At 68.7% G+C, this 21,960-nt stretch carries 28 protein-coding genes; 10 read left to right on the top strand and 18 right to left on the bottom strand.

All coding sequences use genetic code 11. The features are described 5' to 3' along the window. Positions 1–15 precede the first annotated feature (15 nt). The 6 genes from IEV64_RS12295 to IEV64_RS12270 all read right to left on the bottom strand — a co-directional run bounded on the left by IEV64_RS12295 (position 16) and on the right by IEV64_RS12270 (position 4,948). A complete protein-coding gene (locus tag IEV64_RS12295) occupies positions 16–456 on the bottom strand; it encodes a pyridoxamine 5'-phosphate oxidase family protein (protein ID WP_004971082.1) in 441 nt (146 codons plus the stop codon). Positions 457–528: 72 nt separating this feature from the next. Then, positions 529–1,005 (bottom strand): universal stress protein, encoded by a 477-nt coding sequence (locus tag IEV64_RS12290; RefSeq protein WP_188424000.1) that lies wholly within the window; start codon positions 1,003–1,005, stop codon positions 529–531. A gap of 30 nt (positions 1,006–1,035) precedes the next feature. Continuing rightward, positions 1,036–1,356, bottom strand: coding sequence for a hypothetical protein (locus IEV64_RS12285; protein WP_049918249.1), 321 nt, complete (start codon positions 1,354–1,356; stop codon positions 1,036–1,038). A 112-nt stretch (positions 1,357–1,468) separates the two neighbouring features. Continuing rightward, positions 1,469–3,931, bottom strand: coding sequence for a heavy metal translocating P-type ATPase (locus IEV64_RS12280; protein ID WP_188423999.1), 2,463 nt, complete (start codon positions 3,929–3,931; stop codon positions 1,469–1,471). 2 nt (positions 3,932–3,933) lie between these two features. Beyond that, on the bottom strand, positions 3,934–4,728 hold the full coding sequence (locus IEV64_RS12275; protein WP_188423998.1) for a sulfite exporter TauE/SafE family protein: 795 nt from the start codon (positions 4,726–4,728) through the stop codon (positions 3,934–3,936). Between the two features lies 1 nt (position 4,729). After that, positions 4,730–4,948, bottom strand: coding sequence for a DUF8131 family protein (locus IEV64_RS12270; protein WP_007274790.1), 219 nt, complete (start codon positions 4,946–4,948; stop codon positions 4,730–4,732). A 165-nt stretch (positions 4,949–5,113) separates the two neighbouring features. On the opposite strand from IEV64_RS12270, the gene IEV64_RS12265 reads away from it, so the two are divergent. The 6 genes from IEV64_RS12265 to IEV64_RS12240 all read left to right on the top strand — a co-directional run bounded on the left by IEV64_RS12265 (position 5,114) and on the right by IEV64_RS12240 (position 8,846). After that, positions 5,114–5,341, top strand: coding sequence for a hypothetical protein (locus tag IEV64_RS12265; RefSeq protein ID WP_058565934.1), 228 nt, complete (start codon positions 5,114–5,116; stop codon positions 5,339–5,341). Continuing rightward, entirely contained in the window at positions 5,342–5,881 is a 540-nt protein-coding gene (locus tag IEV64_RS12260) for a cytochrome c oxidase subunit II (protein WP_007274789.1), read from the top strand. Next, positions 5,881–7,650 (top strand): b(o/a)3-type cytochrome-c oxidase subunit 1, encoded by a 1,770-nt coding sequence (locus IEV64_RS12255; RefSeq protein ID WP_007274788.1) that lies wholly within the window; start codon positions 5,881–5,883, stop codon positions 7,648–7,650. The genes IEV64_RS12260 and IEV64_RS12255 overlap by 1 nt, the downstream gene beginning before the upstream one ends. Beyond that, the gene (locus tag IEV64_RS12250) at positions 7,647–7,841 is read left to right on the top strand and encodes a hypothetical protein (protein WP_007274787.1); all 195 of its coding nucleotides are present in this window, start codon (positions 7,647–7,649) and stop codon (positions 7,839–7,841) included. Before IEV64_RS12255 ends, IEV64_RS12250 begins: the two co-directional genes overlap by 4 nt. A 191-nt stretch (positions 7,842–8,032) precedes the next feature. Then, entirely contained in the window at positions 8,033–8,254 is a 222-nt protein-coding gene (locus tag IEV64_RS12245) for a hypothetical protein (protein WP_004971073.1), read from the top strand. 160 nt (positions 8,255–8,414) lie between these two features. After that, a complete protein-coding gene (locus tag IEV64_RS12240; RefSeq protein ID WP_007274786.1) occupies positions 8,415–8,846 on the top strand; it encodes a universal stress protein in 432 nt (143 codons plus the stop codon). Between the two features lie 48 nt (positions 8,847–8,894). Here the strand turns inward: IEV64_RS12240 and IEV64_RS12235 are convergent, their stop codons facing one another. Next, a complete protein-coding gene (locus tag IEV64_RS12235) occupies positions 8,895–9,296 on the bottom strand; it encodes a hypothetical protein (protein ID WP_007274785.1) in 402 nt (133 codons plus the stop codon). 58 nt (positions 9,297–9,354) lie between these two features. Continuing rightward, positions 9,355–10,428, bottom strand: coding sequence for a S1C family serine protease (locus IEV64_RS12230; protein ID WP_188423997.1), 1,074 nt, complete (start codon positions 10,426–10,428; stop codon positions 9,355–9,357). 203 nt (positions 10,429–10,631) lie between these two features. Between IEV64_RS12230 and IEV64_RS12225 the strand changes: the two genes are divergently transcribed. After that, positions 10,632–11,291: a bifunctional 4-hydroxy-2-oxoglutarate aldolase/2-dehydro-3-deoxy-phosphogluconate aldolase gene (locus IEV64_RS12225; protein WP_188423996.1), complete on the top strand. Its 660-nt coding sequence runs from the start codon at positions 10,632–10,634 to the stop codon at positions 11,289–11,291. Positions 11,292–11,399: 108 nt separating this feature from the next. Here IEV64_RS12225 and IEV64_RS12220 read toward each other — a convergent pair whose 3' ends face one another. The 9 genes from IEV64_RS12220 to IEV64_RS12185 form a co-directional block, all read right to left on the bottom strand. Continuing rightward, a complete protein-coding gene (locus IEV64_RS12220) occupies positions 11,400–12,413 on the bottom strand; it encodes a hypothetical protein (protein ID WP_229722615.1) in 1,014 nt (337 codons plus the stop codon). Positions 12,414–12,590: 177 nt separating this feature from the next. Further along, positions 12,591–13,286 (bottom strand): carbonic anhydrase, encoded by a 696-nt coding sequence (locus tag IEV64_RS12215; RefSeq protein WP_007274782.1) that lies wholly within the window; start codon positions 13,284–13,286, stop codon positions 12,591–12,593. Positions 13,287–13,360: 74 nt separating this feature from the next. Further along, positions 13,361–15,262: a PH domain-containing protein gene (locus IEV64_RS12210; RefSeq protein ID WP_188423995.1), complete on the bottom strand. Its 1,902-nt coding sequence runs from the start codon at positions 15,260–15,262 to the stop codon at positions 13,361–13,363. Beyond that, positions 15,259–15,723: a PH domain-containing protein gene (locus IEV64_RS12205; protein ID WP_049920514.1), complete on the bottom strand. Its 465-nt coding sequence runs from the start codon at positions 15,721–15,723 to the stop codon at positions 15,259–15,261. The genes IEV64_RS12210 and IEV64_RS12205 overlap by 4 nt, the downstream gene beginning before the upstream one ends. Before the next feature lie 82 nt (positions 15,724–15,805). Continuing rightward, positions 15,806–16,582 carry a DUF7260 family protein gene (locus tag IEV64_RS12200; protein WP_188423994.1) on the bottom strand — a complete coding sequence of 259 codons (777 nt, stop codon included), beginning with the start codon at positions 16,580–16,582 and terminating at the stop codon, positions 15,806–15,808. After that, positions 16,573–17,610: a metallophosphoesterase family protein gene (locus tag IEV64_RS12195; protein WP_188423993.1), complete on the bottom strand. Its 1,038-nt coding sequence runs from the start codon at positions 17,608–17,610 to the stop codon at positions 16,573–16,575. Before IEV64_RS12195 ends, IEV64_RS12200 begins: the two co-directional genes overlap by 10 nt. After that, complete coding sequence (locus tag IEV64_RS19980; protein ID WP_004043988.1) at positions 17,607–17,732, bottom strand: hypothetical protein; 126 nt, start codon at positions 17,730–17,732, stop codon at positions 17,607–17,609. The genes IEV64_RS12195 and IEV64_RS19980 overlap by 4 nt, the downstream gene beginning before the upstream one ends. A 106-nt stretch (positions 17,733–17,838) precedes the next feature. After that, entirely contained in the window at positions 17,839–18,285 is a 447-nt protein-coding gene (locus tag IEV64_RS12190) for a hypothetical protein (RefSeq protein WP_004972323.1), read from the bottom strand. A 141-nt stretch (positions 18,286–18,426) separates the two neighbouring features. Then, the gene (locus tag IEV64_RS12185) at positions 18,427–19,113 is read right to left on the bottom strand and encodes a YqjF family protein (protein ID WP_188423992.1); all 687 of its coding nucleotides are present in this window, start codon (positions 19,111–19,113) and stop codon (positions 18,427–18,429) included. Positions 19,114–19,225: 112 nt separating this feature from the next. Between IEV64_RS12185 and IEV64_RS12180 the strand changes: the two genes are divergently transcribed. From IEV64_RS12180 to IEV64_RS12170, 3 genes are read left to right on the top strand one after another with little or no spacing between them, the layout of a single operon-like run. Beyond that, positions 19,226–20,071 carry an aldo/keto reductase gene (locus tag IEV64_RS12180; RefSeq protein WP_007274776.1) on the top strand — a complete coding sequence of 282 codons (846 nt, stop codon included), beginning with the start codon at positions 19,226–19,228 and terminating at the stop codon, positions 20,069–20,071. A gap of 1 nt (position 20,072) precedes the next feature. Further along, positions 20,073–20,591 (top strand): macro domain-containing protein, encoded by a 519-nt coding sequence (locus IEV64_RS12175; protein WP_007274775.1) that lies wholly within the window; start codon positions 20,073–20,075, stop codon positions 20,589–20,591. Continuing rightward, positions 20,588–20,797 (top strand): DUF8145 family protein, encoded by a 210-nt coding sequence (locus IEV64_RS12170; protein ID WP_007274774.1) that lies wholly within the window; start codon positions 20,588–20,590, stop codon positions 20,795–20,797. Before IEV64_RS12175 ends, IEV64_RS12170 begins: the two co-directional genes overlap by 4 nt. 49 nt (positions 20,798–20,846) lie before the next feature. On the opposite strand, the gene IEV64_RS12165 is transcribed toward IEV64_RS12170, so the two are convergent. Then, a complete protein-coding gene (locus IEV64_RS12165; protein WP_188423991.1) occupies positions 20,847–21,875 on the bottom strand; it encodes a succinylglutamate desuccinylase/aspartoacylase family protein in 1,029 nt (342 codons plus the stop codon). Positions 21,876–21,960 lie beyond the last annotated feature (85 nt).

Genomic DNA, 21,960 nt, shown 5'->3' with positions numbered 1-21,960 from the left:
CCGCCGTCGCGGCGACTATCTGGCGGTCTCGCGGCCCGTCAGCTCGTCGAGTTCGAGTTCGACGAGGTGGAAGTCGAGGTCGTCGACCTCCTCGTCGAACACGCGGACGCCGCCGAACAGCTCGTTTATCCTCGCCGCGTCGGGGCGTTCGTCGTCCGGGAGGACGCGAATCGCCCCGCGGGCCATGATGCTCCAGGAGTCTTCGCCCGCGTCCTCGTAGCAGACGAACGTCGCCTCTTCCGTCTCCTCGATGAACGCGAGCTTCTCGCTTCCGCCGTCGTCGGTCAGGCGGAACAGGAGCCGCCCGCCGTCGGGGTCGTAGAAGACGTGCGCGGGAATCGCATACGAGCGGCCGCCGTCGGCCAGCGACAGCACGCCCGACGAGGCGTTCGACAGGCGTTCGGCGACCGTTTCGGGGTCGGTGCCGACGGTGTAGACGAATCTGATATCTCGCATACGTGACGTTCGCGGCCGCGACACATGAAACGGTGGTGCACCGAGGGCGGGTCGCGGGCCTCGAGTCGGAGGTCAGGGGAGATAGAAATGTGACTTCGGGAACCGCCGGTGAATCTCCGGGGGCGCGTGGCGGACGATGTGCACGTCGTGGGCGTCGTCGCTCGCGACGTTCCCGCCGACGCTGACGAGCGGGACGACGACCCGGCCCGCGTTCTCGCTCCCGACGAAGATGACGCTCGCGTCCGTCTCGGCCGCGACCGTCTTGAGCTCCGCGACGATGTTCCCGGGCGCGGGGTTCCGACCGACCGAAACCGCCTGAAACGACGCCGACGGCGCGATATCGACCGCGGTCTCGTGGAGCTCTCCGACGACCGTCTGCCGGTCGAACACCTCCCGCGACGGGACCCACCCCGCCTCGACGGCGTACGCCGAGTCGTCGGGGACCACGGCGACCGCGAGCACGTCGTGGCCGGTGGCCGACGCGAACCGCGCGGCTCTGTCGAGCGCGGCGTTCGCCAGCCGAGAGCCGTCGTAGGCGACGAGGTACATACGTGTCGCTCGTGTAGCGACCGTGATAAATCAGTCGTCGGCTATCGATTCGATTCGCTCGCCCGACGACGCGAGCCGGTCGAGCGCCTCCTGTGCGGCGTCGCTCACGGCGTCGGCGTCGCGGTAGGAGTCGCCGAGACCCACCTCGCGGCGGTGCCACTCGCCGTCGGCAAGGGCGAAGATATCGACCCACCAGTAGAGCGTCAGCCCCCGCGCGAACTCGGTGATGGTGACGCGCCGGTCCGAGTCGGGCGACTCGTAGACGGTCTTGGCGCTCGCCTCGTCGGTGTCCACGTCGGTCTCGACGGTCCACCCCTCCGGAACGGCGAGCGAGAAGGGGTCGTCTGTCATCATCGTTCCCGATGAGACGGAGCGACTTGACTGGTCCGCTTTCGGAAACCGTCGCGGGGAGGCGACCGAGCGGCCGGCCGTGTCGCTCTCTCGGCGCTCGGGAGCCGGCGGCTCAGTCGAGCGACCGCGCCGAGTTGGCGACGACGAGCAGGCTCGAGGTGCCCATGGCGACGGCGGCGAAAAGCGGGTTGAGCACGCCGAGGGCGGCCAGCGGGATGGCGACCGCGTTGTAGCCGAACGCCCACGCGAGGTTGCCGCGGATGCGGCGGTTCACCCCGGTCGAAAGCGAGAACACCTCGGGAATCGCGTCGATGTCGCGGCCGACGAGCACCGCGTCGGCGGCGTCGCCCGCGATGTCCGTCCCCGTGCCGAGCGCGATGCCGATGTCGGCGGCGGCGAGCGCGGGCGCGTCGTTGCTCCCGTCGCCGACCATCGCCACGGTGCCCCGGGCGCGGAGGCGCTCGACCGTCTCGGCTTTCGCCTCCGGCGGGACGCCCGCGAACACGTCGGTCACGTCCGGGTGGTCGCGGAACCGGCGGGCGGCGCGCTCGGAGTCGCCCGTGAGGACCACGACCTCGCGGCGGCCGCCGTCGGCGACGGCCGCGACCACGTCGTCCCACGCCTCTCGCGGTTCGTCGCCGACGACGAGCACCGCCCGAGAGCGCCCGCCCCACCCGACGACGACGGGCACCGCGCCCTGGTCGCGGGCGGCCTCGACGGCGGTTTCGTGGGCCGGAGCGAGCGTCACGCCCCCGTCGCGGAGGAGCGATGGGTGACCGACGACGACGCGCCCGCGCTCGCCGCCGACCTCACCGGAGACGCCGCGGTCGTGGACGGTCACGTCGTCCGCGGAAACGTCGGGAATCGCCGCGGTCGCGTCCCCCGCCTCGATTCGGGCTTCGGCCGCTTCCACGACGGCGGTCGCAAGCGGGTGCGCGGAGAACCGTTCCAGCGCGGCGGCCGCGGCGAGGGCGGCGGTTTCATCGTCGCCGACGACTCGGAGGACAGCCATGTCGCCGTCGGTGAGCGTCCCGGTCTTGTCGAAGACGACAACGTCCACGTCGGGGACGGCCTCGAAGACGGCCTCGGAGGCGACGACGATGCCCCGGCTCGCGGCCTCCTTGATGCCCGAGGCGACCGCCAAGGGCGTGGCGAGGCCGAGCGCGCAGGGACACGAGACGATGAGGACCGTGAGGCCGACGAGGAGCGCCTCGGTCGGCGTGCCGCCGCCGAGGAGGGTCCAGCCGAAGGCGACGGCGGCGAGGACGAGCACCGTCGGGACGAAGATGGTCGCCAGTTTGTCGGCGAGGCGCTGGACGCCCGAGCGGGCGCTCTGGATGTCCCAGAGCAGTTCGACCAGCCGGTCGAGCGTGCTCGTCGCGTCCTCGCCGACCGCGACGACGAGCGGGCGGTCGGCGACGACGGTCCCGCCGAGCACGTCGTCGCCGGGGCGCTTCGTCCGCGGCATCGACTCGCCGGTGACGAGCGCCTCGTCGACCGCGGCGGTCCCCTCGCGGACCGCGCCGTCGACCGGGACGCGTTCGCCCGGTCGGACCTCCACGAGGTCGCCCGGTTCGAGCGCGTCGAGCGCGACCATCTCGACGGCGGTGTCGCCGGAGCCGTCAGCGTCGTCGCCGACTCTGCGGCGGGCCTCCGAGACGCGGGAGGCCGCGAGGTCCGAGAGCATCCCGGCGGCCTTCCGCTTGATGCGGTCCTCGTAGTAGTTGCCGAGCGTGACGACGAGGACGATGGCGACGGTCACGTCGAAGTAGACGTGCGTCTCGCCGACGAGGACGGCCGCCGTCGAGTAGACGTAGGCGCTCGTCGCCGCCAGCGAGACGAGCAGGTCCATGTTCGGCTGGCCGGCGCGGAGGCTGACGAGCGCCCCCCGAAGGATGGGAAAGCCGGTGTAGAACAGGACGATGGAGGTCATCACCCAGATGTTGCCGAGGATGTAGATACCGTCGAAGACGCCGAGTTCGACCACCGGCTGAAAGCCGACGTAGGTCGGGTACAGAAACAGGACGTACCACAGCATCACCATCATGCCGAAGACGCCGCCGCCGATGACGAACCGGGCGACCTGATTGTCCGAGCACTCGGCCGCCTCGCGCTCCTCGGGGTCGCGCGTGCCGTAGCCGTAGCGCGCGAGCGTCCCCGACAGCCCGTCTAAGTCGGCGGCTTCGGGGTCGTAGGTGACGCGGACCATGTCGTTGGCGTAGCTGGCTTCCGCGGCGTAGACGCCCTCGCAGGTCCGCGCGGTCCCCGAGACGAACGCCTCGCAGGTGGCGCAGTGCATCCCGTCGACGGCCATGTAGGTCCGCTCGGCGTCGTCGGGCACCTCGTCGGCCTCGCCCGCGAGTTCGCGCTCGACCGTCTCGGGGTCGGCGCTCGCGGCGTCGCCGAGCGCGCGGGTGATTTCGAGACAGCCGCGACAGCAGAACTCGCCGTCTATCTCGTCGTCAGTGACGGGCGGCGTCGGCGTCGGCAGGCCACAGAGGTCACAGCCCTCGTCGTCATTGCCGGCGTCGCTTTCGCCGCCGGCCGACCCGCGGGACCGCGTCGTCGTCGACATCGTCACAACGGTTGGTAGAAGGGCACGTGAAGGTGCGGGACCGACACGCCCAGAAGCATCAGCCCGTGGGACAGCGGGATGTAGCCGAGGACGAGGAACGCCGCGCCGAGCGCCCGGTGGAGCGTCGCCCGCCGGCGCGCCGAGACGCGGCCGAGGAGCGTCCCGTAGAGGAACAGCGTCGGAATCGTCCCGAGGCCGAGCAGGCCGAGCAGGGCGGCGGCCCGGAGCGGGTCGCCCGTCGAGAAGGCGTAGAGGTACGCCGGGTAGATGATGGGACACGGGAGCAGGCCGTGAATCGCCCCGAGGCCGAGAATTCGCGGGCCGCCGACGAGCCTGTCGACGCGGGCGGTCGCCCACCCGCTGAGGCGGCCGAACAGGCGCGTGACCGCGGTCGGGGTGAACCGGTCGATTGCGGTCGACCGGCCGACGAGGTAGCCGACGCCGGTGAGGATGATGGCGCCTCCGACGAGCAGGCCGGTCGTCGCGCGGACGCCGCTCCCGACGGCGGTCACCGAGTCGAACGCGTCGAAAAACAGGCCGCCGCCGAGGGCGAAGGCCGCGCCGATGGCCGCGTAGCTCAGCGCCCGGCCGACGTTGAACAGGGCGTGTTGGCGGACCTGTCGGAGCGTGAGCGACCGGCCGTCGACGCCCTCGCGGTCGGCGAGGCGGTCGGCGTAGACGGTGACGAGCGGGCCGCACATCCCGAGGCAGTGCGCCCCGCCGAAGAGGCCGACGAGGAGGAACGCGACCGCTTCGGGGGTCGCGGCCGGCAGTCCGAGTGAGATGCCGCCGTCCATCTCAGGCGGCGTGTTCGGCGTCGGTCTCGGCGTCGGCGTCGCCGTCGTGGCCGTGTCCGCCCTCGGTCGGACTCATGAGGAGGTAGATGGTCGTGGAGATGAGAAGGACGTTGACGGCCGTGACGACGCCCGCGAGGGGGTTTTTCGTCACGCCGAAGATGACCGCTGGCAGGAGCGCGAGCAGTGCGACGGTTCCGGCGCGTCGAGGCGTGAGTTCCATACCGGTCCATTCGCGACCACGGTGTTTCTGATTTCGCCCATTCCCACCGCGTTGGAATGGGGTGTTGCGTTAAAGTCCCGTTATTCCTCATGACCGGGTATGGCCGTTGATTCGACAGCAGAGGGAGCCGCGTCCTCTGCCGCGCGCACTTCCACCGACGGAGGCGTGCCAGCAAACGCGGATTCCCAAGGTGATTCCGGGCAGGCGGACCCTCCCGTGGACTCTATCGTCGGGACGGCCGACGACGGCATCGTTCGCGAACTCGAACACGACGACTTCGACCCGGTCGGGACGCTCGTGCTCGTGCTCATCTACATGGCGATTCTCATCGGCATGTGGGTGTTCATGTACTTCGTCGAGTTCCTCGGACGGGGTCTCACGGTGGTGGGATAGATGGAGATACACGCCTACGAGAAACTCTGGTTGGCGCTGGCGCTCGTCCTCATCGTCGGGTTCATCGGGACGATTACCTACGGGGCCGCCGGCGCGGGCATCGAGATGATTGACGACGAGGGCGGCACGGTCGACCCGGCGACGCTCGACCAGCATCCGAAGTTCGGCACCCCCGGTATCGAGCGGACCGGCGAGAACAGCTACGACGTGTACGTGGTCGCGCGGCAGTTCGTCTTCGAACCGGGCACGACCCAGCCGCTCCGCGTTCCCGCCGACAGCACGGTCACGTTCCACGTGACCGCCGCCGACGTCATCCACGGCTTCGAAGTCGTCGGCACGAACGCGAACACGATGGCCATCCCCGGGCAGGTCTCGGAGTTCACCGTTCAGTTCGAAGAGCCCGGCGAGTACGGGATGCTCTGCAACGAGTACTGTGGCTCCGGCCACCACGTGATGGAAGGGAAGATTGTGGTTATGGAACAGGACGAATTCGACAGCTGGTACGAACAGCAACAGGCGGACGGGGAGGCTGAGAACTGATGGCGACCGCATCCGGCGGAAGCGAGTTCGTCGATAAGTTCCCGGACGAGGCGGCAATCGTCAAGGCGAGTTTCCTCATCGCGTTCGTCTCGCTCGGCATCGGCGCCTTCTTCGGCCTCATTCAGGCGCTCCACCGGACGAACGTCCTCCGCGTCATCGACTCGGCGGACTACTACACGGTGCTGACGGGCCACGGCGTGCTTCTCGCCATCGTCTTCACCATCTTCTTCCTCTGTGGGGTGTTCCACTGGGCGGTCGCCAGAAGCCTCGACCGACCCGCCGAAAGCGCGCTGTTTTCGTGGGCGTGGGTCGGCCTGATGACGACGGGGACGGTGCTCGCAACCGTCGCTATCCTCGGTGGCTTCGTCCCGAACCTCGGCATGAGCGCGGACGTGCTGTTCACGTTCTACGCGCCGTTGCAGGCGCACCCGATATTCTACATCGGCCTCGCGATGTTCATCGTCGGCACGTGGCTCGCCGGCGCGGACTGGTTCCTCTCGTACCGCGCGTGGCGGAAGAACCACGAGGACGAGCGCATCCCGCTACAGACGTTCATGGTCCTCACGACGATGATTATGTGGTACGTCTCCACCCTCGGCGTCGCCGTCTCGGTGGTGTTCTTCCTCATCCCGTGGTCGCTCGGCCTCATCGAGAGCGTCAACCCGCTTCTGACGCGGACGCTCTTTTGGTACTTCGGCCACCCCATCGTCTACTTCTGGCTGATGCCGGCGTACCTGCTTTGGTACACCGTGCTCCCCAAGCTCGCGGGCGGGCGGCTGTTCAGCGACCCGCTCGCACGCGTGGTGTTCCTGTTGTTCCTCCTGCTTTCGACCCCGGTCGGGATTCACCACCAGTACCTCGACCCGGGCATCGCGGAGGGCTTCAAGTTCATCGCCATGACGAACACGATGTTCCTGCTCCTCCCGTCGCTCCTTACGGCCTTTACGGTCGTCGCGAGCGTCGAACACGGCGCACGCCAGCGCGGCGGTGAGGGCTACCTCCGCTGGCTCGGCGCGCTCCCGTGGCGCGACCCCGCCTTTACCGGCATGGCGCTCGCCGGCGCGATGTTCGCCGCCGGCGGCTTCTCCGGCATGATCAACGCCGGGATGAACATCAACTACCTCATCCACAACACGCTGTGGGTGCCGGGGCACTTCCACCTCACCGTCGGCACGGCCGTCGCGCTGACGATGATGGCCGGGTCGTACTGGCTCGTCCCGCAGGTCACGGGCACGAAGCTCTACAGCCGGCCCATCGGCCTCCTGCAGGTCATCATGTGGTTCGTCGGCATGGTGTTCATGTCGAACGCGATGCACCGCGCCGGCCTCGCCGGCATCCCGCGGCGCACCGCCGAACCGCAGTACCAGAACTTCGAGTTCCTGACGCCCATCGGGAGCATCTTCGAGCTTCGGGTGCAGATCGCCCTCGGCGGGACGCTCCTGTTCCTGTCGGTGGTGCTGTTCCTGTTCAACATCCTCCTGACCTCGCTCGGCGAGGAGTCCGACCGGCCGGTCGACTCCCACCTGCCCGAGCCGCTTTCGGGGCCCGAGGGAAGCCCGCGCGTCCTCGACAACCTCGCGATGTGGACCGGTATCGCGGCGGTGCTCGTCGTGCTCGCGTACACGCTTCCGCTGGCCGGCATCATCCAGAACGGCGGCGGGCTGTTCGGCGGCGGCCTCCCCGTCCCGGCGACCGTCTCTGCCGGCTTCGACCTCGTGGCCACGACGGTCACGAGCGCGTTCAACACCCTCTGGGGGGTGGTCGCGTGAAGCTCACGAAGGCGCGGGCGCTCATCCTCATCGCGTTCAGCGTCCCCATCGCCATCGAACTCCGCACGGTGGCGGGCTTCTTCAACGTGGAGCTCCCGCTCATCGCCGTGGCGGTCATCGAGTTCCTCTTTCTCGCCCTGCTGTTCGTGCTGTACGGACTCTACGGCGAGGGGTCGGAGTCGGCGGCGTAGCTGACAGCCGACGCCTCGAACGCCGTTTCGACGCCTGATTTTCCGCATCGTCGCCGCGAACCCCGCCACGCGACGACCGCCGAACCGACATAAAACCCCCGCGATAGCGGGGGTGACGCCCGGTCAGTTTCCCGGTCGCTGGGAAGCAGTCTCCGTTTATATTCGGTCGTCTCGCCTACGTCTAAGCGACCATGAGCAACCTCGACTTGATGAAGGCCGGCATCGGCCTCGCGGTCGTCATCGGTATCGCCCTCACGGCTATCGCGGGCTACGCGCTGTTTACGACGTTCGGCGGCGTCGACGGCCTGACCGTCGCACCTGAACTCCTCGTGTCCGTCCTCTTCGGCGGCCTGCTCGTCGCGGCCGCCGCGAGCGCCCACCGGGTCGCACCCAAGCCGCGCACCCGCGTCTGAGGCGTTCGACACCGACCGCACCGCGGCTCCGCTGACCTCCATGCTCCGTTTCCCGACCCGCCGAGCGACCGCGCCGGGCGGACTGTCACGACCCCTCGAACCGACGCCTGCCGCGCCGCCGAGGGGAAAAGCGATATCGACGGAGAGCCAATAGAATGACATGTACGACACCGTTTTTGTCCCCACCGACGGTAGCGCTCGCTCTCGCGCGGCGGCCCGCCGGGCAATCGACCTCGCGAGCGCCTACGGCGCGGCGATTCACGTCCTCGCGGTCGTCGACGTCGGCGACCTCGGGCTGTGGACGGCCGCCGACGTCCCGGTCGAGCGAGTGCGTACGAGCCTCCGGGACGCCGCCGAGATGGCCGTCGAGGAGGTCGCATCGCTCGCCGGAGACGCGGGCGTCGACTGCGAGACCGAAATCCGAATCGGCGTCCCGTACCGGGAGATTCTCGACGCGGTCGCCGAGGCCGACGCGGACCTCGTGGTGATGGCGACCCAGGGGCGGACCGGCCTCGAACACGCGATTCTCGGGAGCACGACCGAACGGGTCGTCAGGCTCGCCGAGGTTCCCGTGTTGACCGTCAGAGAGTGAGCGCGGACTCGCTCGCTCGGAGCCGGAGTCGGAGCCGCTCGACCAGACTCAGACCAGCGCTCTGAGCCCGTCGCGGAGCGCTCGCCGGCCGTAGACCGCGAGGCCGACGGCCCCGGCCCCGCCCAACAGGAGCGGAATCACGTCGAAGCCGTCGACCGCTAGTCGGAGCGCCCCCCAGACGAGGAACGCCGCGGCCTGCGAGACGTAGAACGCGAGGGTTCCGTTGAACGGGACGAAGCCCCCGGAGAGGAAGACCACACAGAGGAGCGCGATGCCGACCACGTCGGCGCTCATCGGCGGGAGCCAGCCGAAGGCGACCGCGCCGACGGCGAAGGCACAGAAGACGACGCCGACCGCCAGCCGGAACGGGGCGATTTCGGCGAACAGCGACTTGTCCGGCGGAACGACGTTCGAGCCGCCGTCGGCCGGTGTCGTAGATGTCGGAGGCACAGTCGCACGTTCGTCCGGAACTGTCAAAATTCTATTCTCTCGTGCGGCCGCGGTCCGCTTACTCCACGGGGATGCGACTGCCGCCGTCGCGGTCGGTCCGGTCGTCGCGGTCGACGGCGGGGCGCTCGTCGAGTTCGACGACGAGCGTCAGCGGGTCGCCCTCGCGGACGATGCCGACGGCGACGGGTTCGCCGGGGCGGGTCTCGGTGATGAGATAGCGCATCAGTTCCTCGTGGGTGCGGACCGGATTGCCCTCGATGGCGACGAGCACGTCGCCGCCGACGGGGATTTCCGTGCCGCGGTAGTCGGCGGTCCCGCGACAGCCGTGGAGGAAGCCCTCGTCCCCGTCGGAACCCGCGGCGTCGACGACGAGGACGCCGTGGGGCGCGTCGAGGTCGTTCGCCTCGGCAACCGTCGGCGTCACGTCGAGGGTGCGCGCCCGGAGGTACGAGTGGCGGTAGTGTCCGTCGGCGACGAGCACCGGGAGGATGCGGTTGGCGATGACCGGCGAGACGGCGAAGCCGATGTTGTCGCCCTGTTTGGCGCGGTTGACGCCGACGACCTCGTAGGCGGAACCGGTCGCGTCTCCATCGCCGACGTCGTCGCCGTCGGTGTCGAATTTCCCGGCGGCGAATCCCACGAGCGGCCCGCCCGAGTTGCCGGGGTTGATGGGGGCGTCCGTCTGGACCACGTCCGGGATGGCGAAGCCGTTCGAGGTGGGAAGCGACCGGTTCGCGCCGGAGACGATGCCCGCGGAGATGGAGCCGTCGAGGCCGAGCGGGTTGCCGAGCGCGGCGACCGACCGCCCCGGCGCGGGGTTCTCGGTCGCCAGCGGGAGCGCCGCGGCGTCGCCGGGTAGGTCGTCGACGGCGACGACGGCGAGGTCGGTGTAGGCGTCGGCACCGACGACCTCGCCGACGCGCCACGACCCGTCGGCGAATCGGAGTTCGACCCGACCGGCGTCTTCGGCGTCGGCGAGCCGCGAGACGTGTTCGTTGGTGACGAGATGCCGGTCGTCGTAGACGAAGGCGCTCCCCGCCCCGCCGGGACGGCGGCGGCCGCCGACGTAGACGGAGACGACCGAGGGGATGACGTCGCGGTACAGCGCTTCGAAATCGGGATGCGTTGGCATGGTGGTGCGACGGGGCGGCACATACCGCTCGGGCGTCGCTTACCTCGGGTTAGTGCCCAGTGGATTTGAGCGTGTCGCGTGGTGACAACGGACATGACTGTCACCCGCGGAACCCGGACGGAGGCGGCGGCCGTGGGTTGCCACCGAAGCGATGCCGCGAGGCCCCCAATTTAATACTATCTGTAGTAAACGACGAGACAGCAATGGTCGCACTCGACGTACACGAGAACATGCAACGACTCGCCGACAGCGGCGTCGTCGCGGTGATGCGCGGCGCGGACGCGGACACCATCATCGACGTGGCCGACGCGCTCCACGAAGGCGGCGTCACCGCCTACGAAATCACGGCCGACAACCCCGACGCGATGGACCTCATCCGCGAGGTGTCGGCGTCCTTCTCGGACCGCGAGGCAATCGTCGGGGCAGGGACCGTTCTCGACGCGCCGACCGCGAACGCGGCCATCCAGGCCGGCGCGGAGTTCGTCGTCGGGCCGAACTTCGACGAGGGCGTCGTCGAGACCTGCAACCGCTACGGGACGCTCGTCGCGCCGGGCATCATGACGCCGACCGAGGCGACCGACGCGTACTCCGCGGGCGCGGACCTCGTGAAGGTGTTCCCCGCCTCCTCGCTCGGTCCCGGCCACCTCAAGAGCATGAAGGGGCCGCTCCCGCAGATTCCGATGATGCCGACCGGCGGCGTCGGCCTCGACAACGCCGCGGACTACATCGAGGCCGGCGCGGTCGTCGTCGGCGCGGGCGGCGCGCTCATGGACGACGAGGCAATCGAAAACGGCGACTTCGAGGCAATCACCGAGACGGCCCGCGAGTTCTCGAACGTCATCGACGACGCGCGAGACGACTGAGGGAGAGGCGAATCCCCTGGAATCGAGACGGATCGGATCGCTGGTTCTTTTCGGCGTTCGTAGTGACGCTATGTTGTCGGAGTCGTGTTGAATAGTGGGGCGAGTCAGTTACAGGCTGTCTTTTCTGCCCTCTACTTGTGGGGTATCGGTGTTTTGACGCTGTTCAACTCGATTCGTATGTTCCAGGCCTTCGCGCTCGACAAAGATATCGAGATCTTCTGCGAGTTCTTCGAGCTCGACCATTAGTTCCTCCTCATGACCTGCCAGTTGCTGTTGCATCTCGTCAGAAAGCTGTTTTTCGAGACGGTCTGTGTAGTTGAGCCGATACTCAAACGGGCCGGTGAGCAATTTACTCTGGACCGAGTCGATTTCGTGACGATCTGACTCAAGATTTCGATTGGCCCACGCTTTCAGATGCCAGGTGAAGCCGTCTTCGACTGTCAATTGCTCCTGTTCAGAGTCGACAATTTGGTTGTGCCAACGCTTGACTTGGCTCACCAGTTCTCGACGAAGCGTCCACTTGAGGTTATCAATCTCCTCAGTCTCGACAGCGACGAAGGCATCTCCTGCGTAGACTACACTCATATTTGCGAAGATATCCGTTCTGGATTCTTGTTCTGTATCGACAGTCCGTTCGCTAACCTCACCGGTCATCAATACACGAATGACGTCTTGCCGCGAGATCGCAAATTCACCACTCTCAGTTTGCCAGTATCCGTAGCCCCCCGCAACAATGAGTAGAATACCGATGATTCCCCATAACGCCTCGCCGATACCCAACAAAAGGAAGAACAGTCCTATGATAATCGAAAGCGTACCGTGCGGTCCGTACGGGCGGTATTCAAGGTTACCATCCCCCACGATATACCAGTCCGACTCTGCGAGCAATCGGCCTTTTACCACCCCGGTATTTTGCCCAACATCTTCGCTCTTAATCTCCAAATCAGACCCCTGAGTCCCCGTTGTTTGGTATTTGAAATCGTTATCTTCCTGAATCTCTTCGAGGCTACGTTTTAGAGTTCGGTAGAACTGCCGTGGATTAATCCCACTATAATCCCCCTCTACGAATTTTGTTGCTTTTCGTAGCCCTTGTCTGGTAAAGTCTATCATGCTCCCTGCCATGTCAGATAGACATCCATTGATTGTGATAAGGGTTTTGAGAAGTGACAATCAAATAACTTGATATAGATCCCCCCACGGTAGCCTCTGCTCAACGACTACCAACACCGTCGAGGTGCGAGCACGTACTGACATTTTCAACGGAGCCAACCGGCTTTTCCCGTACCCCAACAGCCGGCTTCACCGAATCGACCGCACGCGTTCTTCGAACCCATCGGGAACTACGTCGGCGAGCGCGTCGGGGTCCGACTCGCCGTTGGCCGCGACGAGGTAGGCCGCGCCGTCGGCGTCGCCGTAGACGCGCTGGAAGTCGTAGACGAAGCCCCAGCAGTCGGTCGCCTCGGGAATCTCGTCGCTCTCGGTGAGGTACTCCACCTGCCGGACGACCGCGTACTCGACGAGTCGGTTGACCGCCTCGCCGCCCGGCGTGTCCGCGTCGAACACGCCGAGTTCGCGGGCCTCCTCGGCGAGCGGGACGAGCCGCGAGACGGCGGCTTCGACCGCCGGGGGCAGGTCCCCGACGCTCCCGTCGGTGACCGTCTCGTAGGCCGCCGTCACCGCGCCACAGCCCGTGTGCCCGAGGACGACGATATCTGTCGACTTGAGCGCCGACACCGCGTAGCCGACGGCGTCGTTGACGACGAGCCGCCCGTCGACTTCGGTCCACACCTGATTGCCGACGTTGACCGACGTGAACAGCTCGCCGGCCCTGTCGGCGCTCCAGACCGCGTCGGCGGGGACCCGAGAGTCCGAACAGCTCACCGAGACGACCGCCGGCGACTGCGCCTCGCGGACGCCCTCGAAGTGGTCGGCGGCGAGGCTCTCGACGTGTCGCGCGTTCCCGGCCAACAGCGACTCCAGCACTGTTCGCGTCATTGGATTACGTTGCACCCGCGCGTCAATATAGCTCCCCGCTCGTCGCGGCGTTCACCGCCGTCGGTCGGCTCCGGCTAGCGGCCGTCATCATCCGATTCGTCGTCTCCGGACTCGGCCGACGCGCCCCAGATGAAGGGGTCGTCGGCCTTCCGTTCGACCTCCGTCTCCTCGCCTTCGTCTTCGTCTTCGCTTTCGGGTTCGCTCTCACTCTCGCCTTCGTCTTCGTCTTCGCTTTCGGGTTCGCTCTCACTCTCGCCTTCGTCTTCGTCTTCGCTTTCGGGTTCGCTCTCACTCTCGCCTTCGTCTTCACTTTCGCCTTCTCTCTCGCCTTCGTCTTCGTTTTCCGCGGTCGTCGGCTCGGCCTCCTCGACGAACTCGGGCGTTTCGCTCACGCCGGCCTCGTCGCCGGTGACCGCTCCCGAGTCCGACGCGTCGGCGTCGCGGTCCGGTTCCGCGGCGCGGATGCCGAGCGCGGCCTGTCGGGACTGCCGTCGCGCCTCGTGGCGCGCCGAGAGCGCCTCGCGGAGGCGGCCGTTCAGCGTCTCCCGAAGCTCCGCCGCGTCGGCGACTTCGATGTCGACGGCGGTCGCGTCGCCGCCGACGAGGGAGATGCTCCCCGCGGTGTCGGCCGTGACCGTCGAGACGCGCCAGCGGCGCTGGAAAATCGTCCGGCGCTCGATGACCGTCTGCACCCGGTAGTAGGGGACAACGCGCGTCTCGCGCTTCCAGAACCCGTTTCGGGTGACGAAGTGGTCGTCGGCGAGCGCGTAGCCGCGGTGCCGCCACTGGAGCGCGCCGGCGACGACGGCCACCGGGACGAGCGCCAGCGGGACGAACCACGGAATCTCCTGCGGGAGGAACCGATTCGCGCCGTAGAGCGCGACCGTCGCCGCCCCGAGGACGAGCGAGTAGCGGACGGCGTAGCGCCGGCGGATGCGCGTCGGCGGCCCCTCGAACGTCGGCATCTCGACGTCTTCGAGGTCGGAGACGAGGCCGAGCACGCGGTCGCGGGTCGCGAGCGGGATGGCCGCCTCGGAGCCGCGACTGGCGCGGCCCGACCCGTTTGTCCCGTCGGAGCCGGGCGCGTAGCCCGCCGTCTCCACGAGGAGCGTCGCGTAGCCGAACCGGCGCTTCAGGGGGTTGTCCTCGACGGTGAGCGTCTGGAGCTTGTCGAGCGGAATCGACCCGTTGTAGCGCTGGAGGAGGCCGCGCTCGTACTGGAGTTCGTCGCCGACGCGGGTCAGCCGGAAGCCGTAGTAGTTCACCACCGCGGAGGCGAAGCCGGCGGCCCACGACACGAGCGCGACGAGGAGCACCAGCGCGACGATGCCGACCCCCGCGGCCGCGGCGCTCCCGGTGGGGAGCGGCACGTCCACGTACGACGCGACGATGGGGAAGGCGGTGGAGCCGAACACGAAGACGAGCCCGGGGAGCCGGAGGTCGAACGACAGCGCGCCGACGATGGCCAGCTCGCGGGGCGTCAGTTCGAACAGCAGTTCCTGTTCGGGCTCGGGCGCGTCGCCGTCTGTGCCGCCGCGTTTCAGGCGGGCGACCTCCGACTGGATGCGGCGGGCCTCCTCGTAGCTGACGAAGCGGAGACTGCCCTCGGTCTCGCCGCCGCCCGCGGTTTCGAGGTTCACGGCGGCGATGCCGACCAGCCGCTGGGCGACGTTGCGGGAGATGTCGACGTTCTGGATGCGCCGGTAGGGAATCTCGCGGTTGCGCCGGGAGAACACGCCCGAGCGGATGTCCAGCGTGTCCGGCGTGAGTTCGTACTCGAACCGGCGGAAGTAGGCGAGTTCGTAGCCGGCGATGCCGAGCACGGCGACGCCGACGAGCGCGACGGCGCCGAGGCCGCCGAGGACGCCGCCGAAGGCGGTCCCGCCGGTGAACGCGAAGAAGGCGAGCGCGAACGCGACGCTGGCGCTCCGCTGGACCGCCCGGTAGGGGACCGAGAGCGGCGACAGCCGGGTCATACCGCGTCGTCGCCCTCGGACGCGATTGCGAGGCGCTTCAGCCGGTCTTGGAGGTCCTCTGCGCCCTCGGGGGTCAGCCCCGGAACCGACACGTCGGCGCCGCGTGAGCCGGCGGTGTAGACGACGGTCGACGCGAGGCCGACGAGTCGTTCGAGCGGGCCGCGGGTCGAGTCGACGTGCTGGACCCGGACGAACGGGACGACGGTGTTGACCTTGGTGAGGACGCCGCGCTGGAGGTACAGCGAGTCGTCGCGGACCTCGTAGCCCCACGCCCGATACCGGAGGAGCGCGAAGCCGACGCCGACGACGAGGAAGACGACGCCGACCGCGACGGGGACGTACGTGGGTATCGAGACGGGCGCGAACAGCGTCGCCGCGGTCGCCACGCCGCCGGCGGCGAGCGCGAACACGACCGCTCGGGCGACCCAGAGAAGACGGATACGGGGGTGGAGGCGATTCACGGGAATCCCTCCGAGCGCGTGAACATCGTATACTCCGGCGTCTCCTCGAACGGGTAAATAACTGTGGCCGGGGCGAATCGGCTTACGGTGTCGCGGCGAGCCGGCGCTCGACCCGGCGGGTCGCGGTGTCGAGCGTCGCCCCGACCTCCGCGAGCGTCGCGAGCACCGGGTACCGGACCGACAGCTCGGCGTAGAAGAACTCGGTCACGTCCGGCACCAGCGCCGAGAGCGCCCGCCGGTGGTGTGAAATCGTCTCCTGTCGCGCCGCGACGAGTGCTTCGAGTCGCTCGCGGAGCGCCGAAAGCTCCTCGTAGAGCCCCAACAGCGCGTCGAAGCCGCGTTCGGACAGCGGCGTCCGGTCGAGGTCGCGGAGCCGCCCGAGGAGCGCTTCGATATCGTCGCGCATCGACGCCACGGACTCGGCCTCCTCGTCGACGACTTCGATGAACTTCCCGCGTTCGTCCAGCGACGACGCGGCCGCCGCCGCGACCGTGCGCCGGAGCGCCGGCGAGAGGACGCTCGCCGACCGGAACGCGGTCGCCACGTCCGGGCCGAACTCGGCGGCGAGGCTCTCCCCGAAGTCGTCGCCGTACTCCTCGTCGTAGTGCGGGACGGACATCACGGTCCGCTCGTAGCTCCGGCGCAGTCCGGAGAGCGCGGCGTCGGTTCCGCCCCGCTGGCCCCGCTGGCGGACGAGCGTCGCGGTGGCGGGCGTCCGGGTCGGAGCCGACGCCGTCGCCTGCGACGCGGCGACCTCGCGGCGGAACGCCCGGAACGCCTCGCGTTCGTCAACACAGCGGCGACGCTCGGCGCGGAGTGCCTCGCGGGCGTCGGCGAGGCGGTCGAGGCTCACCGCCATCGAACCGCCCCCGGAACGTCCGAGCCGACGACCCGCCTCGGCGGCGTCCGCTCGTCGACCAGCGGGAGCGCCGACAGCTGTCCGCGGTCGGCGTGCGCGGCGATGCCCTGTCCGTGGGCGGCCCCGCTGGCGGCGAGGGTGTACGCCTCGGCCATGCCCTTCGGTCCCGCGAGCGGGACGAGTCGGACCGTCGTCCCGCGGCGGTCGATGTCGACTATGACGAACGACTGCGGAAACGAGCAGGTCGCCGGGGCGATGAGTTCGCGGACGCCGGCTCGCACCGCCGTCGCGGGCCAGTGGATGTGCCCGGAGAGCACGAGCGGCACGTCGTGACGCGCGAGCACCGCGGCCAGCTCGTCGGCGTTGCGGAGCTGGTAGAAGTCGGCGTCGGGGAACTGCCCGGTGTGGCGGCGGGGGTGGAAGGCGTTGTGGTGGAGGACGACGACCGGGGTCGTCGCGTCAGCGAGGACGGCGTCGAGCCAGCGGAGTTGGGAGTCGGGAACGGCCCCCTCGTGGGTGTCGGTGAGGGCGAGGTCCGGCCCGCCGCTGGCGGAGTCGAGCCCGACGATATCGACGCCGCCGACCCGGCGGACGAACGGGAGGGAGCCGCCGGCGTAGCGCGCCGCGAACTCGGCCGGCGTCGGGGCGTCGTAGTCGTCCCAGCGCTTCGGCACGTCGTGGTTGCCGGGAACCGCGACCCGCGGTCCCGGCAGGTCGCGGAGGAGTTCGTCGACCACGTCGTACTCCTCGGGGCGGCCGTCGCGGGTCAGGTCGCCGAGGAGGACCGTCGCGTCGGCGTCGAGGTCGGCGATGGTCGAGACGGCGGTCCGAAGCCGCGTCTCGCTCCGGTGGTAGGCTTTCCACGTGCCGGAGCCCGTCGGCGTGACGTGCGGGTCGGCGACGACCGCGAGTCGGGTCGGCGTCTCCGAGACCGGCCGGCCGAGGCGCGCGAGCACCGGACCGGGACCGCGCTCGGCCGAGTTCCCGACCGGCGACGTTCCGAGGGCCGGCGGGGCGTCCGGACTCATCGGTCGATGGTCCGCGTGAACGTCCCCAGCGCGGTCTCCCGGTGGACGCGTATCCGCCCGGTGTCGGGACACAACTCGATTCGAAGCGGCGACTCGGTGGCGCGCGTCTCGTCCCCGTGCATACACGTGGACTCACCCGGACCGAGCTGATAAACATATCGTACAGAATATATATTTTCGAACGTAGATATAGATATTCTACGGAGTCCTCGGGAGTCGGTGCCGGCGTCAGTTGAGGAGCAGGCCGGCGTCGACGAGGAGCAAGACGGCGACGAGCGCGGCACCGAGGTAGAACGGCGCGGCCTTCTCGGCGGGCGTGCGGACCTTCTTCTCGGCGAGGCCGTCTTTCGCGCGGGCGCGGCCGACTTCCACGAGGCCGGTCAGGACGAACCAGAGCGCGAGCATCCCGAGGACGAGGTGGCCGCGGCCGGAGCCGAACAGGCTGTCGACGGTGTAGCGCGTGCCGGCGAGGTGGCCGCCGGTCGCGAACATCACGAGCGAGGCCCCGCGGGACCACATCGTCAGCCGGGAGACGACCGATTCGAACGCGGCGGCGCGGATGTTCCCGGCGCGGGCGGTCGGCAACACGGCGAGCGCGAAAAAGAGGACGCTCCCCGTCCAGAGACCGCCGACGACGAGGTGGAGCGTTGCCATCACGGTGTCGATGAGTGCCATGTCCGTCGGGTTAGTTCAGCGATGCTTGAAGGTTTCACCTTCGGGCGGCCGAGGGAGGCGACCCAGCCGACGCGTCGCGTTCGCGTGAGCCATCTCGCCCGGGGCGAACGATGTCAGTGGAGCACCCCGAAGCGAACGATGTCAGCGAAGCACCGCGGGCGGCTTCGCCGTCACGTCGAGGGCGGCCGCGTAGTGGAGTACCGGGTCGCCGCCGGGGTGGTCGAAGCCGCAGGCCTCGAACATCGTGTTCGCGCGAATCTCGGCCTCCACGTCCTGTATCGGCCACGGGTCGTGGTCGATGTCGCCGATGACGACGGGCCAGTCGTCCGTGTAAAAGCGGTAGTTCTCGACGAGGAACGCGTCGAGCGACCCGGGGTCGAGGGTTCGGACCTCGCCGGTCGGCCGGTAGGTCGCCTCGAACCGCGCTTCCGGCGTCTCGGCCGTCGCGGGCCGGTAGCTCTCGTAGTCGACCGCGCCGTCTCGCTCCTCGACCGAGATGGTCGCGTAGTGGTACGGGAGCCGGTAGCCCAGTCGGGCCATCGTCACGCCGAGGCGGTCGGCGGCGTCGAGGGTGAAAAAGTAGACGCCGCGGGGGCCGCCGTCGGCGGGTTCGACGTAGGTCCGGAGGTTCACCTCGGGGAACCCCAACCCGACGGGCGACCCGCGCGGGCGGATGTCCGTCATGTCGAACGAGACGACGCCGAGCCACGCCCGCCCGTCGCGGGTCGCCACCGTGAGCCGGTCGGGAAGTCGCGGCTCCACGAGTTCGGGAGCGACCGGCCAGTGGGCGAACAGCGTGTGCCGCCAGCGCATCGACAGGAGGTCCATAGCGACCGTTAGGACCGCCGACGGGTGTGGGTTTCGGCGGTCGCGGGCACCGCCCTCTGCGGTCGATTTCCCCCAGCGAAACGCACAGGTGTCTGGCGACGAACTGTCATCTATGGGACTCGAAAACGCCAGCGGCACGTTCGACATCGGCGGCGACCTCACGGTTCACCGACTCGGCTTCGGCGCGATGCGCATCACCGGCGACGACATCATCGGCGAGCCGGACGACGTGGAGAACGCGAAGAAGGTCCTCCACGAGTCGCTCGTCCACGGCGTCGACCTCATCGACACGGCGGACTCCTACGGCCCCGCCGTCTCCGAGCGCCTCATCGGCGAGGCGCTCGCGCCCTACCCGGACGACCTCGTGGTCGCCACGAAGGGCGGTCTGCTCCGCAACACCGACGGCGACTGGAAGCCCAACGGCGACCCCGACTACCTCCGGAACGCCGTCCTCGGAAGCCTCGACCGCCTCCGCGTGGACACCATCGACCTCTATCAGCTTCACCGCCCCGACCCGCACGTCTCCTTCGAGGACTCGGTCCACGCGCTCGCCGAGATGAAAGACGAGGGACTGATTCGGCACGTCGGCCTCTCGAACGTCTCGGTCGAACAGCTCGACGAGGCGCGCGACATCGTCGACATCGCCACGGTCCAGAACCGCTTCAACATCGGCGACCGCGAGTTCGAGGCGAGCCTCGACGCCTGCGAGGAGTACGGCATCGGCTTCATCCCGTGGTACCCGCTGGGCGCGGGCGACCTCGGCGACCGGGCCGACGCCGTCTCCGCGGTCGCGGCGAAACACGACGCGACGCCCCAGCAGATCGCCCTCGCGTGGCTCCTGTACCGCTCCGACGTGATGCTTCCCATCCCCGGCACGTCCAGCGTCTCGCACCTCCGCGACAACGTGGCGGCCTCGCACATCGACCTCGACGACGAGGACATGGACCGACTGGCCTGACGTGGAGTACACCGTCGTACAGGGCGACATCGCCGCCCAGTCGGCCGACGCGCTGGTGAACGCCGCGGGGACGAGCCTCCGGATGGGCTCCGGCGTCGCGGGCGCGCTCCGTCGCGGCGGCGGTCCCGAACTGAACGACGCGGCGATGGCGAAGGGGCCGATAGCCCTCGGCGCGGCCGCCGTCACCGACGCCTTCGACCTCGACGCCGAGGTCGTGATTCACGCCGCGGCGATGCCCCACTACGGCGACGGGCGGGCGACCGCCGAGAGCATCCGCGACGCCACGCGAAACGCCCTGCGGGCCGCGGACGACCGCGGCTGTGAGTCGCTCGTGATTCCGGCGCTCGGCTGTGGCGTCGCCGGGTTCGACCTCGCCGACGGCGCGCGACTCATCTGCGAGGAACTCGCGGCGTTCGAGCCGAGTTCGCTCCGCGACGTTCGGTTCATCGCCTACGCGGACGACGAGTTCGAGACGGTTTCGCGGGTCGCCGACGCGGTCGGGTCGGGGACCGGAAAATGACGGTGAGCGACGCGACCGACCCGGAGCTGTGTCCGGTCTGTTCGACGCCCTACGACTCGGTCTCGCTCCACGACCGCGGCCTGCTCGTCAATCTCCTCGACAACGAGCGCTACCGGCGCGTCTGCTTCGAGCCGGTCGAACGCGACGGGCGGCCGCACGTCCGGTTTTTCCACCACACCCACGAGCAGGTCGGCGCGGACGACTGACCGAGCGGGGCGGCGGCGACACGAGCGCGTCTGATTCGACGCGCCCCGCCTAACTCCACGGGCGTTCCGTGAACTCGCCGGCCTCGATTTCGCGCTCTATCTCGCGGAGCGTCGCGTCGTCGACGCTGACGAGGTGACAGAGCGGGTGGCCGGGCGCGGCGACGGGGTTCTGGAGGACGCCGGCGACGAGGCCGGTAAAGGGCGCAGAGACGCGCTTTTCTCTCGTCTTGAAGTGGTCCGAGATGGTGCAGATGGTGTCGCCCTCGTGGACGAGGGGCACGTCGCCGTACTGCATCTCGACGAGGCCGCCCACGTCGGCGCGGAGCCACGTCTTGTCGGTCGCGGAGTCGATGACGCGCGACCAGCCCGGCCAGCTGACCGCCTCGTCCGGGAGGACGCCGTACTCGGCGAGGACGCTCTCGACGCCGTCGAGCGCGCGGTCGACCATCGCCGGCTGGAAGCGGTGGGCGCGGCCCATCTCGACGGTGATGGTCGGAATCCCGTCGTTGGTGGCGACGGTGCGGAGCGAACTCGCCTCGGCCTCGCCCGAGAGGATGAGGTTCGCGCCGAACGACCGCGCGAGGCGTGCGACCTCGGGGCGGTTCATGTCGGCGCGGACGTGGTACATCGTCGTCCGGTTGCGCGTCGAGGTGTGGAAGTCGATGCCGAGGTCGCAGGGCTCGACGAACCGGCGGTAGATTTGGTTCGCCATGCGCTCGGCCGTGTTCGCGCCGTCGCGGCCGGGGAACGACCGGTTCAGGTCGAGGTCGTAGATGGGGATGTAGCGCTGTTGGGCGAAGTAGCCGGGGACGTTCGCCACGTGGATGCAGACGATGGTGCCGTGGATGTCCGCGGGGTTGTACCGGCTCGCAACCTCCTGCATCACCTTCACGCCGTTGAGCTCGTCGCCGTGGAGCGCCGCGGTCATGAAGACCGACGGCCCGCCCTGCTCGCCGTTGATGACCGTGACGGGTATCTCGACGGGGTCGCCGAGGTACGTCTCGCTGATTTCGTATCTGAGGTGTCGCACCTCGCCCGGCGGCACCTCCGAGTCGTACCTGAACGGTTCGGGGTTCATGAGACGGTCATCGGCGGCGACGGGTAAGAAGGTTGACCGGTGGCGACCGACCGCCGCGTCGATTTACGTCGCTCGCGCGCCACGT

Origin of the sequence: Haloferax sulfurifontis, from assembly GCF_014635105.1 — an archaeon.
GTDB classification, from domain to species: Archaea; Halobacteriota; Halobacteria; order Halobacteriales; family Haloferacaceae; genus Haloferax; species Haloferax denitrificans.
Note: the sequence above shows the minus strand (reverse complement) of the source record. Positions and strands in the feature narration are given on the sequence as shown.